At 59.1% G+C, this 12,614-nt stretch carries 13 protein-coding genes and 1 pseudogene; 11 read left to right on the top strand and 3 right to left on the bottom strand.

The window, feature by feature from the left end:
* Window positions 1–49: 49 nt before the first annotated feature.
* Window positions 50–1,324, top strand: a complete 1,275-nt coding sequence (locus ACQUQ1_RS14755) for an ethylbenzene dehydrogenase-related protein (RefSeq protein ID WP_435065074.1) — start codon at window positions 50–52, stop codon at window positions 1,322–1,324.
* A gap of 46 nt (window positions 1,325–1,370) precedes the next feature.
* Here the strand turns inward: ACQUQ1_RS14755 and chrA are convergent, their stop codons facing one another.
* From chrA to ACQUQ1_RS14740, 3 genes are read right to left on the bottom strand one after another with little or no spacing between them, the layout of a single operon-like run.
* Window positions 1,371–2,756 (bottom strand): chromate efflux transporter, encoded by a 1,386-nt coding sequence (gene chrA / locus ACQUQ1_RS14750; RefSeq protein WP_435065073.1) that lies wholly within the window; start codon window positions 2,754–2,756, stop codon window positions 1,371–1,373.
* 19 nt (window positions 2,757–2,775) lie between these two features.
* Window positions 2,776–2,967, bottom strand: a complete 192-nt coding sequence (locus ACQUQ1_RS14745; protein WP_435065072.1) for a hypothetical protein — start codon at window positions 2,965–2,967, stop codon at window positions 2,776–2,778.
* A 21-nt stretch (window positions 2,968–2,988) separates the two neighbouring features.
* On the bottom strand, window positions 2,989–3,207 hold the full coding sequence (locus tag ACQUQ1_RS14740; protein ID WP_435065071.1) for a DUF7130 family rubredoxin-like protein: 219 nt from the start codon (window positions 3,205–3,207) through the stop codon (window positions 2,989–2,991).
* A 104-nt stretch (window positions 3,208–3,311) separates the two neighbouring features.
* Here ACQUQ1_RS14740 and ACQUQ1_RS14735 point away from each other — a divergent pair, with 104 nt between their 5' ends.
* The 10 genes and pseudogenes from ACQUQ1_RS14735 to ACQUQ1_RS14690 all read left to right on the top strand — a co-directional run bounded on the left by ACQUQ1_RS14735 (window position 3,312) and on the right by ACQUQ1_RS14690 (window position 12,534).
* Window positions 3,312–3,902 carry a hypothetical protein gene (locus ACQUQ1_RS14735; protein WP_435065070.1) on the top strand — a complete coding sequence of 197 codons (591 nt, stop codon included), beginning with the start codon at window positions 3,312–3,314 and terminating at the stop codon, window positions 3,900–3,902.
* A 3-nt stretch (window positions 3,903–3,905) separates the two neighbouring features.
* Complete coding sequence (locus ACQUQ1_RS14730; RefSeq protein ID WP_435065069.1) at window positions 3,906–4,400, top strand: DUF892 family protein; 495 nt, start codon at window positions 3,906–3,908, stop codon at window positions 4,398–4,400.
* Between the two features lie 150 nt (window positions 4,401–4,550).
* The gene (locus ACQUQ1_RS14725; protein WP_435065203.1) at window positions 4,551–6,134 is read left to right on the top strand and encodes a transposase; all 1,584 of its coding nucleotides are present in this window, start codon (window positions 4,551–4,553) and stop codon (window positions 6,132–6,134) included.
* Window positions 6,135–6,651: 517 nt separating this feature from the next.
* Complete coding sequence (locus ACQUQ1_RS14720; protein ID WP_435065068.1) at window positions 6,652–7,710, top strand: PQQ-binding-like beta-propeller repeat protein; 1,059 nt, start codon at window positions 6,652–6,654, stop codon at window positions 7,708–7,710.
* A gap of 286 nt (window positions 7,711–7,996) precedes the next feature.
* Window positions 7,997–9,520 (top strand): amidohydrolase family protein, encoded by a 1,524-nt coding sequence (locus tag ACQUQ1_RS14715; RefSeq protein ID WP_435065067.1) that lies wholly within the window; start codon window positions 7,997–7,999, stop codon window positions 9,518–9,520.
* A 105-nt stretch (window positions 9,521–9,625) separates the two neighbouring features.
* Window positions 9,626–10,264: a helix-turn-helix domain-containing protein gene (locus ACQUQ1_RS14710; protein ID WP_435065066.1), complete on the top strand. Its 639-nt coding sequence runs from the start codon at window positions 9,626–9,628 to the stop codon at window positions 10,262–10,264.
* Between the two features lie 125 nt (window positions 10,265–10,389).
* Window positions 10,390–10,596 carry a hypothetical protein gene (locus tag ACQUQ1_RS14705; RefSeq protein ID WP_435065065.1) on the top strand — a complete coding sequence of 69 codons (207 nt, stop codon included), beginning with the start codon at window positions 10,390–10,392 and terminating at the stop codon, window positions 10,594–10,596.
* 110 nt (window positions 10,597–10,706) lie between these two features.
* Window positions 10,707–11,957, top strand: a complete 1,251-nt coding sequence (locus ACQUQ1_RS14700; protein WP_435065064.1) for an RNA-guided endonuclease InsQ/TnpB family protein — start codon at window positions 10,707–10,709, stop codon at window positions 11,955–11,957.
* A pseudogene (locus ACQUQ1_RS14695) lies at window positions 11,954–12,160 on the top strand (hypothetical protein); the annotation flags it as partial. The gene ACQUQ1_RS14700 and the pseudogene ACQUQ1_RS14695, both read left to right, overlap by 4 nt.
* Window positions 12,161–12,387: 227 nt before the next feature.
* A complete protein-coding gene (locus ACQUQ1_RS14690) occupies window positions 12,388–12,534 on the top strand; it encodes a hypothetical protein (RefSeq protein ID WP_435065063.1) in 147 nt (48 codons plus the stop codon).
* The last annotated feature ends 80 nt before the right edge of the window (window positions 12,535–12,614 follow it).

The raw sequence follows: 12,614 nt of genomic DNA, 5'->3' as shown, positions 1-12,614 counted from the left end.
CAACCCGTGACTATACCTCGATGGTCTGCGATTCCGGGGGCCGTCCACGATGACTGAGGATTGGCTGCCAGCGGAGACGTTGAAACACTTGGATACACAGATCGCCTTCAGTTCGGACCGCATCTACTTCCGATTCCGCTGGGATCAGCCCCACCCCGGCGGGTGGATCCACGACATGCTGGTGTATCAGGACGGAGAGTGGCGGCAGTTTGCGGATCCGTCGCCGTGGGTGACCGCTACCGAGAACCCAGAGCACACTGGGTTCTACGAGGACCGCGTGAGTTTTCTGCTCGACGACGGCTCAGTCAGGGGCTTCGAGGAGTTCGGCGGTTGGTTGACTGTCCACGACGGAATGCGGTCGTTGCCCAGCGAGGTTCCGGAACCCGAGGTACAGGCGCACGAGCATTTCGGCCCGGATGGCCTCGACAAGACAGATATCCGGAAGTACATTCCGCAAGCCTGCGATGGCGAGTGGTGGGAAAACGACTGGCGGGAAATGAAATCGCAAACGGAGCTCGAACGTCTCAAGCGAGAGGGCGTGTTCCTCGACCTCCCGATGTGGCGGGCCCACCGGAGCAATCCCAAGGGATTCGGCACGGACCACCACGTCCTCGACTATCGCCACAGCGACCAGGGCCACAACACGTACACAACTCAGGAGTGGGATCCCGAGGACGGCCCCGAGCTCATGTGGGACCCTGCGGTCGTGGAGGGTGGAGCACTCGATTACCACGAGATTCGTGACGGGACGTTCCCCGATCAGCAGGAGGGCACGTACGCACTGGAGATGGAGGACGCCGTGCCGTTCGACCCGACCGTCGCGGAGTGGGAAGGAGCGATGATTCCACGCCGGCCGCTCCGCGACCCTGTGGGGAGCGCGGCGGACTGGAAGGCGAGTGGGGTCTGGGATGATGGCGAGTGGGTCGTCGAGATGTGGCGCGACCTACAGACAGACCATCCGCTGGATACGACACAGCTGGAACCGGGCGGGGTCTACACCTGGACGCCGGCCGTCCACCACGGCGCCGGACAGCGCTGGCACTGGGTCGGGTACCCCTACAAGCTCGGACTCGGGGCCGAACCCGACTACGCCGGCGACCAGTATACGGCCGGGCCGACCGAACTCGTTGCGACGGAGTTCACCGGCGCCACACCTGACTGGGACCGTATCGAAACGTACACGCTGCCCCTCGTGTTCCCGGGATTGCTCACTTGGAACGACCTCATCGACGAGTCCCATCCGCGGGCTGACGACGTCCGAGACGCAGCAGTCACGATGTGGGAACTCTACGAGAACGCCCCGGAATCGTTTATTGGACAATAAACCTCTCTGTTCCTGTGCCAGTTTCGACGGGTCGCTCGGCAGGGGGTCAGAGAGCGACCAGTAGTTCGTAGACGATACCTGCGACGATACCCACCCCGATCGTCCGAAGGACACTCTGGTTGAATCGAAGGTGGAGGACTCCAGCGAGTCCCGCGATCCCGAGCGCCGGAAGATTGACCGATGTTACGATCGGAAGGAGCAGCTGCATTCCGTAGCTGTCGACGAGAATAGTTGAATCGAAGAGTGTCTGGACGGCGAACCAGAGGCCGAGGTTCACGATGACGCCGACGACGGCGGCGGTGACCGCCGATAATGCCGCCGTGATAGATGTTCGACCACGAAGGTATTCGATGTACGGGGCGCCAACAAAGATCCACAGAAAGCTCGGAACGAAGGTCACCCACGTAACGACGACCGAGCCTGCGATACCGGCGACCAACGGATCCAGGGTACCTGGATTCCGGTAGGCCCCCATGAACCCGACGAACTGGACAACCTGGATGAGCGGCCCCGGTGTCGTCCCTGCGAATCCGAGACCATCCAGCATCTCGCCGGGCAGCAGCCACTCGTAGGTGAGGACCGCCTCTTGGGCAACGTACGCGAGCGCCGCGTACGCTCCGCCGAACGACACCGCCGCGACGAGACTGAAGAACAGTCCTTCCTGAACGAGGACGCTGCTGCGGCCGAGGAGGGCACCGAGTACGAGAAGCGGCCCGAACCAGACGACCAGCCAGGTGGCTAGCGTCACCAACGCCTGCCGTCTGGATGGACGGCCGTCGGCTGGCGCATCGGAGATGACTGCTGTGGTGGCGTCCGCGTCGTGCCCGGTCATCACGGTGAACGTGTCCGGAGCGAGTCGGTAGCCGAGATACCCGATCAGCCCTGCGCCGATGACGATGATGGGGAACGAGACATTGAAGACGTACATGCCGATGAACGCAGCGACGGCGAGCAGGACCATCGCCCGGTTTTCGAACACTTGCCGGCTCAGACTGAGGACGGCCGCGAACACGATCACGAGCACGGCGGCCTTGAGACCGAAGAGCAGGCCCGTCACGACCGTGAGTTCCCGGTAGGTAACGTAGAGGATACTCAGTGCGAGGATCGAGAGAAAGCCGGGGAGGACGAACAACCACCCAGCGATGAGCCCCCCTCTGGTCCCATTGAGAAGCCAGCCGAGATAGACGGACAACTGCTGGGCTTCCGGCCCGGGCAACAACATCGTGTAGTTGAGGGCGTGAAGGAAGCGTCGCTCGCTCACCCAGCCGCGTTCCTCGACGACGTACCGGAACATGACCGCAATCTGGCCGGCCGGTCCCCCGAAGCTGGATGCTGCAACCCGCGCCCAGGTCCACGTCGCCTCCCGGAGCGTCGGCATCGATACCGACAACCCATCTGATTGGTCTTTTTCTACCCGGTGCTCCTCTTCCATCGTTCCCAGTGAGATAGTGCTATTTGTGAACCTTTTCGTCCGATACACCGATTGACTGTCGTTGATAGACCGTAGTAAACGATAAGAGCGACCAGATCAGCGCTGGTATTTCGGGGTTCTGGCCGAGCTTCGGAGGGTCAAACAGGGTCGGTGTGCTGTTTGGCGAGAGGCCGGCGTCGGCGACGGTACCCATCCGGAGTTTGACGTCCATTCTACAGAAAAGACGGTCGAGTCAGTCCTCTTCTCTGTAGAATAACGCTTCCTTCGATGCGTTACAGTCCGGACACTGCTCTGGGAGGACTTCTTTGTCTGTAAGATCACCTATCTCTCCACATTCGCTACAGCGCCACATAGTGTAGCTCTGCGCGAGAGCGTCTGGAGTGTCACCGATCGGAACCTCTGTTTCTTCCTTATTTCCCTCTACCGGAGGTCGGTCGCTTTCTGGCACCATACTTCACCATTGTTCCTTGGGGATAAATCGTTTTCCCACAGTAGTCTATTAGAATCGATTTACTTTGACGGGGTTTTATTCTGCTTCCCACCTTCATCGCCTTTATGACCGGCAGGAAGAACGCGATGCTCACCACCGAAGATCGGCGGTGGTTGACCGGGGAAAAGGTCTACGAGGGGCAACACGCGAAACAGCAACGGTATCAGCGCCGACGCGACATCCGTGAACGCGTCTATAATTCGATGCTCGATTTCTCGATCCTGCTCGACGAACTCGACGATGAAGAGTGGCACGAGATATTTGGTGAGATCTCCGATGGGGGACAACACTGGCAAAACGCGGACGAGGATCTCCAAGCCGGGGTTCGTGATGGACTGGCGTTTCTCCTCCGGACGATTGGTATCGCCGCGCTGATGCGTGACGGGCAGACATCGGAGGGGACGGTTCCGGAGCGGATGTTCACGACCGCCCTTCGTCGCGCCGGGCATCGAGATGGGCTGCTCGTCGACGCGGTCTCGCTGGACATCGATGCGACGGATGTGGGGATTCCAGAACTCCTCGAGGGGCTTCAGTCGGACGAACCCTTGTCCGCCGGCAGTCTCTATCTGCTGATGGAGAGCGGTGCTGTCGACACAGACGTTGTTCAGGAGTGCCTGCGCGAGCAGCTCTCTGATGAGGAGCTGGAGGGGGTGTGAGTTATGTCGATTACATCGAAACGCGAGCTATTCGACCGGGAACTCCGGAAACTCTACCACGCCGAGATCGAAATCCTCGATCTGCACAGCGATCTTTCCGATGCTGCTGCGAGCGAAGAGGTACGAGCGATCTTCGGTGGCCACGAAGGCGACACGGTTGACCAGATCGACCGCATCGAGGAAATTTTCGCGGTGCTCGATATGGAGCCCCGTGAGCAAGGGAGCCCGATTATGGAGGGTCTGCTTGCCGAGAAAGACCAGTTCGTGGCCGAGGTAGAGGACGACGACCTCCGGGATCTGGATGTAATCAGCATTGGAATGATCAACGAACGACTCGAGATCACGCTCCTCGACCGACTTATTATGCTTGCCGATGAACTTGATCTCCCAGATCCAACGGTGTCGAATTTGAACGAAAATCGAATTGAAGCACAGAAAGCACTTGAGCAAATGCAACAGTTCCTTGAAGAGCGCCGGCATCAGTCAGAGACGCACTAACCGATCTATTTAACAAACCTGGTCCTTGCAATAAACGGTCTCGACTTCTATAATCTCAAAGTACGAGTTCAATGCGTTTCCTCATTTAATATCGATCCGCTCCTTCCATCCGCTTACGTGAACGATACGACTGCTCATAGCGAATCCCGGATGCGCTCTCTCTGTGAAGCGTATCAGTTCGGGATCGACATCCGAACCGACCTCCGCAAGACCGATATTGTCACCGTATTCGAAAATCTGGAACGCTCAATCGACACACTCGAAGATGGGTATCCAGCGTGGCATCCTGCTCCGCTCTCCTTTCGGGCGATGGTCCTCGGGTTCGTTTTCATGGAGATTACGGGTGATTCGTATGCCGAATTCGCACGACGACTGACCCGGCAACCGGAAGTGGCCACGATCTTTGGCTTCAGTCGAGTGCCCGACGCATCGGCGTTCTCGCGGGCGTGGCGGAATCGATTCGACGACGCTGTTCAGGAGTACGTGCAGACCGCGGCTCACTTCGTCGTCAAAGAAGTCCACGATCGCGACATACCCGCGCCCGCAGTTCGCCCCAAAGCAGAGATCGTCGACGAGCCTCTAGGAGAGGAGGACTCAGTGGAGGTTGATTCGTTCTCGCAGGACGAGATTGTCCAGACGACGCGGCTCGCGCGTGATCACGCCTTCGGCTACTTTGACTCCGGCCGGGCCGCGAACGCCTCCTACGAGGACACACAATTCTGTGAGTTACAGACGTTCATGGGGATGGCCGGCTGTGGTACCGCCCAGGGATCAGCCCGGTTCCAGTATCGGCGAGGGGAAGAGTACGGCCCGCATGGCGACACCCACCTCCGCGCCGTCAAACAATTCGACCCCGAAGACCTCGTAGATGGATTTAATGAGACGACGGATCGTTTGCTCTCGGCCATCGCCTCCGAAACGTCCTTCCGGCGGCCTGTTACTGCCGCCATCGACATCACGACTATTCCCTACTACGGGGATGTCGAAGAGATGCCGATGGTAAGCGGGACGAAAGACGGCGAGGGCCGAGCGTTCAAGTTCACAACCCTCTCGATCATCGGTCAAAACATCCCGCTCGTCCTCGCGGTCGAGCCAGTGCGCGAGAGTTCAGCGTGGGATGACAACCGGTCAAACCAGATCCACCGCGTTGTCCGGCGTCTCGTCCACCGGGCGAAAGAGCACGTCCCCATTGAGACGGTGCTCTGCGACCGGGAGTTCGACTCGATGCGCGTCTTCCAGACGCTCTCGAACCTTGACGTGAACTACCTTATCCCGAAGCGCATCACCAGCTCCGAACGCGAGGCAATCAAACGGATGGACGAAGACAACCAGGCGGTCGCTGTTGAATCCGCGTTCGTCCACGTCGAAACTGGATCACACCCAATGCGGTTCCTGTACGTTCCCTCGACGAGCGGCGAGGGGACGACCGTCTTCGCGACGAATCTCCGAGTCGGCCCCGAGGAGGCCGAAACGTTCTGTCGGCGCTACAGTCGGCGCTGGCAGATCGAAAACGAATACAAGAGCATCAAAGGCGATTTTCTCGCGAAGACATCATCGAAGGACTACCGCGTGCGGTTGTTCTACTTCATATTCGCCGTGCTGCTGTACAACATCTGGCGACTCACGGACTTTCTGCTGAAAGCGGGCGTCGATGGAGAAATGGACTACGCACCCGTGCTAACTGCGGGTGAATGTGTCGAGATCGTCGCTTCGGCGTTGATTCCGCCTGACTGAGCGACCGATTCCCCACTGGGGTCGCCGATTGGGAGTGGCGACGCTCTGTAGCAGCACCCAAATCCACGCAATTTCCCACAAACATTCGATTGGGATGTCTTGGATGAGGGGAAATAGAGCAAATAGTTGGAAGAAGTACGCTGAATGAGCGGATATGTGACCCGGTACTGGCCCATCCTCCGAAACTGTGGTGCTGTCAGCACGCATTTCTATATATTTCTCATAATAGCATTTATTAGATTCCGAAATCCCGGCACGCGTGATGGTTTCCCGTTCTCCCTCCAGACGGGCGGTGCTCCGTACTGGCATAGTCGGTGTCGTCAGTAGCCTCAGTGGATGCGCGGCACTCCCAAGTGGACAGCAAGCGACCCCGCTCCCAAGCGCCGCTTCCGGATCCGATGACTGGCCGACGAACGGATACGACAGGCGGAACAGTCGATATAATCCAGACGCAGTAGTCCCACGCTCTACCCCCGCTGTCCGATGGCGGCAATCATTTGAGTTCTGCCATGAGCCGATGGTTCGGAACGACCGTGTCGTCATGAATGCCGAGGGAGACACAGTCGGACTCCGGACCGCCGATGGCAAGGTAGTCTGGCGATCCCAATCGGAGCCGTGGGGATATCCAACGCCGACGCTCGGGACCGACAGGGCGTATATTACGGGCCCGGAGTGCGTGTTCGGTCTCGATCTCGATGACGGCGAACAGACCTGGCACGGAACCCCGTGTCACGGCGCGAATACCGCGAGCGGAACGATCGCCAATGGACGACTCTACCTGCAATACGGCGGATATTTTTCAGCCCTTGACGCGAACGGTGACATAACGTGGGCCTCTCCCCACGATGCCCGAGGCTCCCCCGCTATTCTCGATCAGACGGCATACGTCGCGACGTCGTTCACTGCGGAGGCCGTGGACCTGACTGGGAATCCGATCGAATTGCCCTGGCAAGATCCTGACGACGATACTCCTGCCCATGTGAGCGAACAAGCAGCGACGAAGTGGTCATTCCCTCCGTCTCCGTTCGTTACTGACACTCGAATCACGATCAGTCCGGCTGTTACCGACGATCTCGTCTTCGTTACGGCCACGGACGAGGGCGAGCCCGGCGGCAAGCTCCGTGCGCTCGATAGGGCATCCGGCGACGAACGGTGGAGAATCGCCGCGCCACCACTCAGACCCACTGAAGGGACACCGGAGCCGGTTAGCAGCCCGACGCCGCCAGTGGTGACAGACAACCTCGTGGTGACCGCGTTAGGCGACCGTCGGATCCGGGCCGCTTCACACGCGGGTACTATCGAATGGACGAGGCAACTTGACCGGGAGGTGACCGAACTCGCCGCCGGAAACGACACGCTGCTGGCACTCGCGCACGATCGGTCCGTGGAAACAACTGCACCAGGCCACACGTCGCTTGTGGCGCTCGACTTGTCTTCGGGAACAGTCCTCTGGAGATTGCAATTCGAGGACCACCTCGACGGGCTAGCGGTCGCTGCCGAGACGGTGTACGTGACACTCGTGACCGACCGGCAGGATAACGAGGTGGGTGCTGAACAGCTCTTGGCACTTGGTTAGCATCGGCCCCGACCCAGCTATCCCAGCGGGGCAGTCGCTTCTGATATTGTCTGGACTTCATCGGATTTCTGTCATCTTGACAACGCGTATCTTCCCTCTAGTTGTTCGCAAAAACGCTGACCCCACCACCCTGTGAAATTCGGACGGTAAACGAATCACATGGCCCGTGATACCACTGATTCGAAGTAGAAAACGCATTCACTGCCGAGAGACTGGACTGACAGATCACAGTTCTGGCTCCGAAACACTCTACAGTCACGTATCTCACAAACGGATTTGATCAGATATGACGTCCCCAACAGATCAAGAGTCCTCCGTCGGTGCCAGCAGCACGAGGGACGAAGCGGACCTCGTGATTCACGACGCCGTGATCGTGACAGTTGACGAGGACAACAGGATCTTCGAAAGTGGGACAGTGGTGATCGAGGACAACGAGATCACCGAGGTACGGGCCACGCGCGAGCGAGATCCGACCTGCGGCGCCGACCGCGTCATCGACGGCGACGGAACGCTCGTCATGCCGGGCCTCGTGAACGCGCATACGCATCTGGAGTTGACGCCGTTGTTCGGGGCGGTCAGTGACATGGATCTCACGGAGCTGACGAGCCGGATGACTGCGCTGTATGACGACTTCTGGACCGGCGATCTCGACTATCTCATACAGGCGGGCATGGAGTTGGCTGCACTCAATTTCCTTCGCGGCGGCGTAACGACGGTGAATTCGATGGATGCTCGGCCACGAGCGGGTATCGACGCCTACGCCGAGACCGGACTCCGGGGGTTCTTCGGACCGAGTATTTCCGACCTCTTTTGGGATCATCCGGTTGACGAGCAGGTCGACCGATTCCGGTCGTTTGCCGAGGAATACCACGGGAGCTACGATGACCGAATCCGGGCGACGCTCTGTCCGCACGACGACTGGTCGGTTACCGGAGATCTCTGGGAACAGTGTGCGGATCTTGCGACAGAGTATCCCGACATCATGATCCACACGCACTTGTTGGAACTGGAGCAGAGCAATACGGTAGCGCGCTCAAGCGGCGGTGATGATTCACTGGACCTGCTCGATGAGGTCGGGCTATTGAACGACCGCCTGGTGGGAGCACACTATCGCGTCGCCGACGAGGAAGACATCGAACGGACCGCCGAGGCCGGCGTGTCGGTCGTACACTGTCCGTCCGTCTTCTGTCACTGGAATGTTGACCCGGATATGCAGTGGACGCCGGTTCCACAGCTCCGCGCGGCAGGTGTGGCTGTCGGATTGGGGATCGACGACCACTACTGGCACGACTCCTACAATCTGTTCGGGGAGGCGAGGCAAGCGCGGCTCGCAGCCAACCTGAAGAACGGTGCCAACCAGTTCGACTCCGTGGAGCTGTTGCGGATGCTGACGATCGAGGGCGCGCGAGCGCTCGGTGTCGACGACGAGATCGGCAGTCTGGAGCCCGGCAAGCGTGCGGACCTGATCGTCCTCGAGTGGGACGTGCCAAAGTTCACTCCCTCGACAAACGTGTCCGGCCAGCTCGTCGGCCACGCCGCACCGGCGGACGTGGAAACAGTCGTCGTTGACGGCTCCGTCCTACTGGATCGCGGTGAATACCTGACCGTCGAGCCGAGTGCCGTCCGAGAGCGTGTCACGGAGGCACTCGAGCGGTTCGAGGCAGAATCCGAATGGACGTTCTCACTGGCCGGCAGCGACTCGCCTGACATGCTCGACGTGGTCGAAAGCCTCCCCAAACGCGGGCCGGTTCACATGCTCAGTCGGATCGCTGTCCAGTCCGCGAAAGACTCGCTGCCGTTCACACGCTGACCACTGCACGGACTTCGATCTCAGTCGGGGCGATCAGAGACTCTCGTCCGTACGCCGGAGTACCGGTGTCGGGGTTTACGGGATCGGTATCCCACGGTCGACACGATGCGCGAAGCGACCGTTCACCTTCCGATCGACCAACTCGAAGCGTTGGGTATCGAGGAGTTCGTCACGTCGGTTCGAGAGGCGGGTCTCGAGAACGTCAGCGAGCTACAGTGTGGTCGGCCCGGCTGTCTGCTCGTGATCGAGGTCGCCGAACCCATCTCCGGCGCGAGGTTCTCCTCGATCCCGAATCTCGAGTGGTGGGAAGAGGTGACCAGTTCTGACCACACGACGTATCTCTGCAAACTGGCGGTCCCTGCAGTGCAGGACGAAGTCGCGCCGCACCACGAGTCCGACGCCTCGCAAAACGAACTCGAAGTAACCCGGGAGGGCATCGACATTACACTCGTCGGGGAACAGGACGCGCTATCCGACCGCGTCGAGGAGTTCAGTTCCACCGGGGCGAATCCAGTCCTCCGGACGCTCACCGACTACGAGGGGCCACGCGACCCACTCGACGCGTTGACGGCGCGTCAACGGGAGGTCCTCACGCTCGCGTTCGGACACGGGTACTTCGACGTCCCCCGGGAGGCAACGACTGACGACCTCGCGACGGAGCTCGGAATCGATGCCTCGACCGTCAGAGAACACCTCCAGCGGGCACAGAAGAACCTGCTCGCCAGCCTTCTCGACGCGACGTAGCGGATTCTTGTCTCCTCCGGCGTCCAGGACTGGCCGAGAGCGGCTGACCGGGCTGTGGCTTAATAAACCCACCCACGAACGTGGGAGACAGACCGACTGGTTCACGCAGCCTACGAGTACCTGCGATGAGCGACTCCGACACATCGACCCACCGAATCGACGACGAACTCCGGAGACACGTCGCGCGGGCGTTCAAATTCGACGACCCCCCGGAGACGTTCGAAGCGTTCTGGGGAGCGATGATGCGGACGTTCACCGATGCCCTCGGCCGGGATGTGACGATCGAGGACCTCTGTGTCACAGAGACACAAGGAGGAAGCCCACGGCTTTAGCCGTGGGAGGAATCCGACAATCGACTCCACAATCCACGAGCGATAGCCGTCCGACTCCCCTACGACAGTCGCAGAATTTATAAAATAATGCCTCGCATGTGAGGTTACAGATGGAGGTCAAGCGAACTATCCCAGTCAAACTCTCGGTTCCAGAAGACCGAGAAGATGACCTCCATCAGACTATCGAGCAGTTCAACCACGCCTGCAACTACACCGTCCAACACGGCAGGAACGACGACGGCTACTTCATCCTCAACAAGTCGAAGATACACGACAAGGTGTACTACGACCTCCGAGACGAGACCGACCTACCCGCGAACCTCTGCGTTCGTGCCTACTCGAAAGCCGTCGAAGCGATGAAAAGCACCGTCGCAGACTGGAAGAAGGGAAACAGCCGACCACTCCCACAGTTCACCGAATCCTCAGCAGTCTACGACAAGCGGACGCTGACAATCAAGGACAGGTCCGCCACCCTCTCGACCATCGACGGACGAGTCGCCGTCGACTACGTTCTCGGAGACTACCAGAAGTCCTATCTCGACGATGACGAGTACGAGAAGCGGATGGGAACGCTCCACTACCGCGAGGACGAGGATGCGTTCTACCTCCACATCGTCATCAAAAAAGAGGTCGAAGAACGCGACGGTGACACGGTTCTCGGTGTGGATTTGAACCTGAAGAACGTCGCCGTGACCAGTACGGGGTCGTTCTACGACGGTGGCGAACTGTTGTGGGGTCAGAACCACTACTTCCGCGTGCGTCGAAGCCTTCAGCACAAAGGCACTCGCTCCGCCAAGCAGGTACTCCGGCGACTGTCGGGGCGAGAAACCCGCTTCGTGCTGAACCGCCTGCACACGATCTCTCGACGTATCGTGGAGGAAGCAGACGCCCACGACTGCTCGTACATCGCCGTCGAACGCCTAACCCACATCCGCGAGCGAATGGACAACGGGAACGACCAAGTGAAGCGTCAGATGCACAACTGGGCGTTCCGCGAACTCCAAGAAATGCTCGCGTACAAGGCCAGCGAGTACGGTATTCGTGTCGAGCAAATACCGCCTGCGTTTACGAGTCAGACCTGCTCGAAGTGCGGCCATCAATCCAGCACGAACCGTAATTCGGATGGATGGTTCGAGTGTACCGAGTGTGGGTACTCGGTTGACGGCGACTACAACGCGGCGAAGAACATCGGCCTCAAATTGCTAACTGTACCCGAGGGCAAACGCCCCTCGGGGTTGGGCGACGGTCATCTCGCCCTCAAGTCTGGGATGTTGAACGGGAATGGCGAGTACACCGCCTCCGACGATTCGTCGGCAGACCGGGAGTCCACGGACAAGCCCACGACTTCAGTCGTGGGTTGATGACAAATGCGGCTGCCCTACTGGACGTTCGAGGGGACGTGGATACCGTCGTCGCAGCTGCAACCGACGTCGAAGACCACGGATTCTCCCCCTTTGATGCACTCCACCTCGTCGAATCTGATAATGACACGATCGTTTCAAGTGACGAGGCGTACGAATCGTTTGCTCCACGACTCGACCTGAAGGCAATCCAAGACGAGTGACAGCGTTTCACCGGAGGTACCGCAGACGTGCGTTCGACTTCACGGTATGACCACTGGTTCAATTGGTGGCAAATGATGTCTGCTGAATGTAGAGGGTGTATGCAGCAGGATCGCAACTTGTTGAAATCTGCTGAAATTCTATTAATTCAATATATTTCTCCAAAACAACTGATAAGAAGGGACCGTGAAGGTGGATTTATTTCCTAGTCCTTCGATAAAGAAACAAGATGAACGATGACACGGGGTACGAACAACAGTCACACTCAAAACACCGAGGCGAACAGCTCCAGAAAAGCGATGAAAGCGGAAGCCGCTGGTTTCTTCTCCTCCTGCTCATAGCTTCCGTTCTGTTCGTCATCCTGCTAATCCTGTGAAAACGACTGGTAGGTCGGGACTGCGTATCTCGCGCACTCACGGTCGTGATCGGGCGACGGTGTTCACGGCGGAATTGAGC

Origin of the sequence: Halobaculum sp. EA56 (genome assembly GCF_051195075.1) — an archaeon.
Taxonomy (GTDB): Archaea; Halobacteriota; Halobacteria; order Halobacteriales; family Haloferacaceae; genus Halobaculum.
Note: the sequence above shows the minus strand (reverse complement) of the source record. Positions and strands in the feature narration are given on the sequence as shown.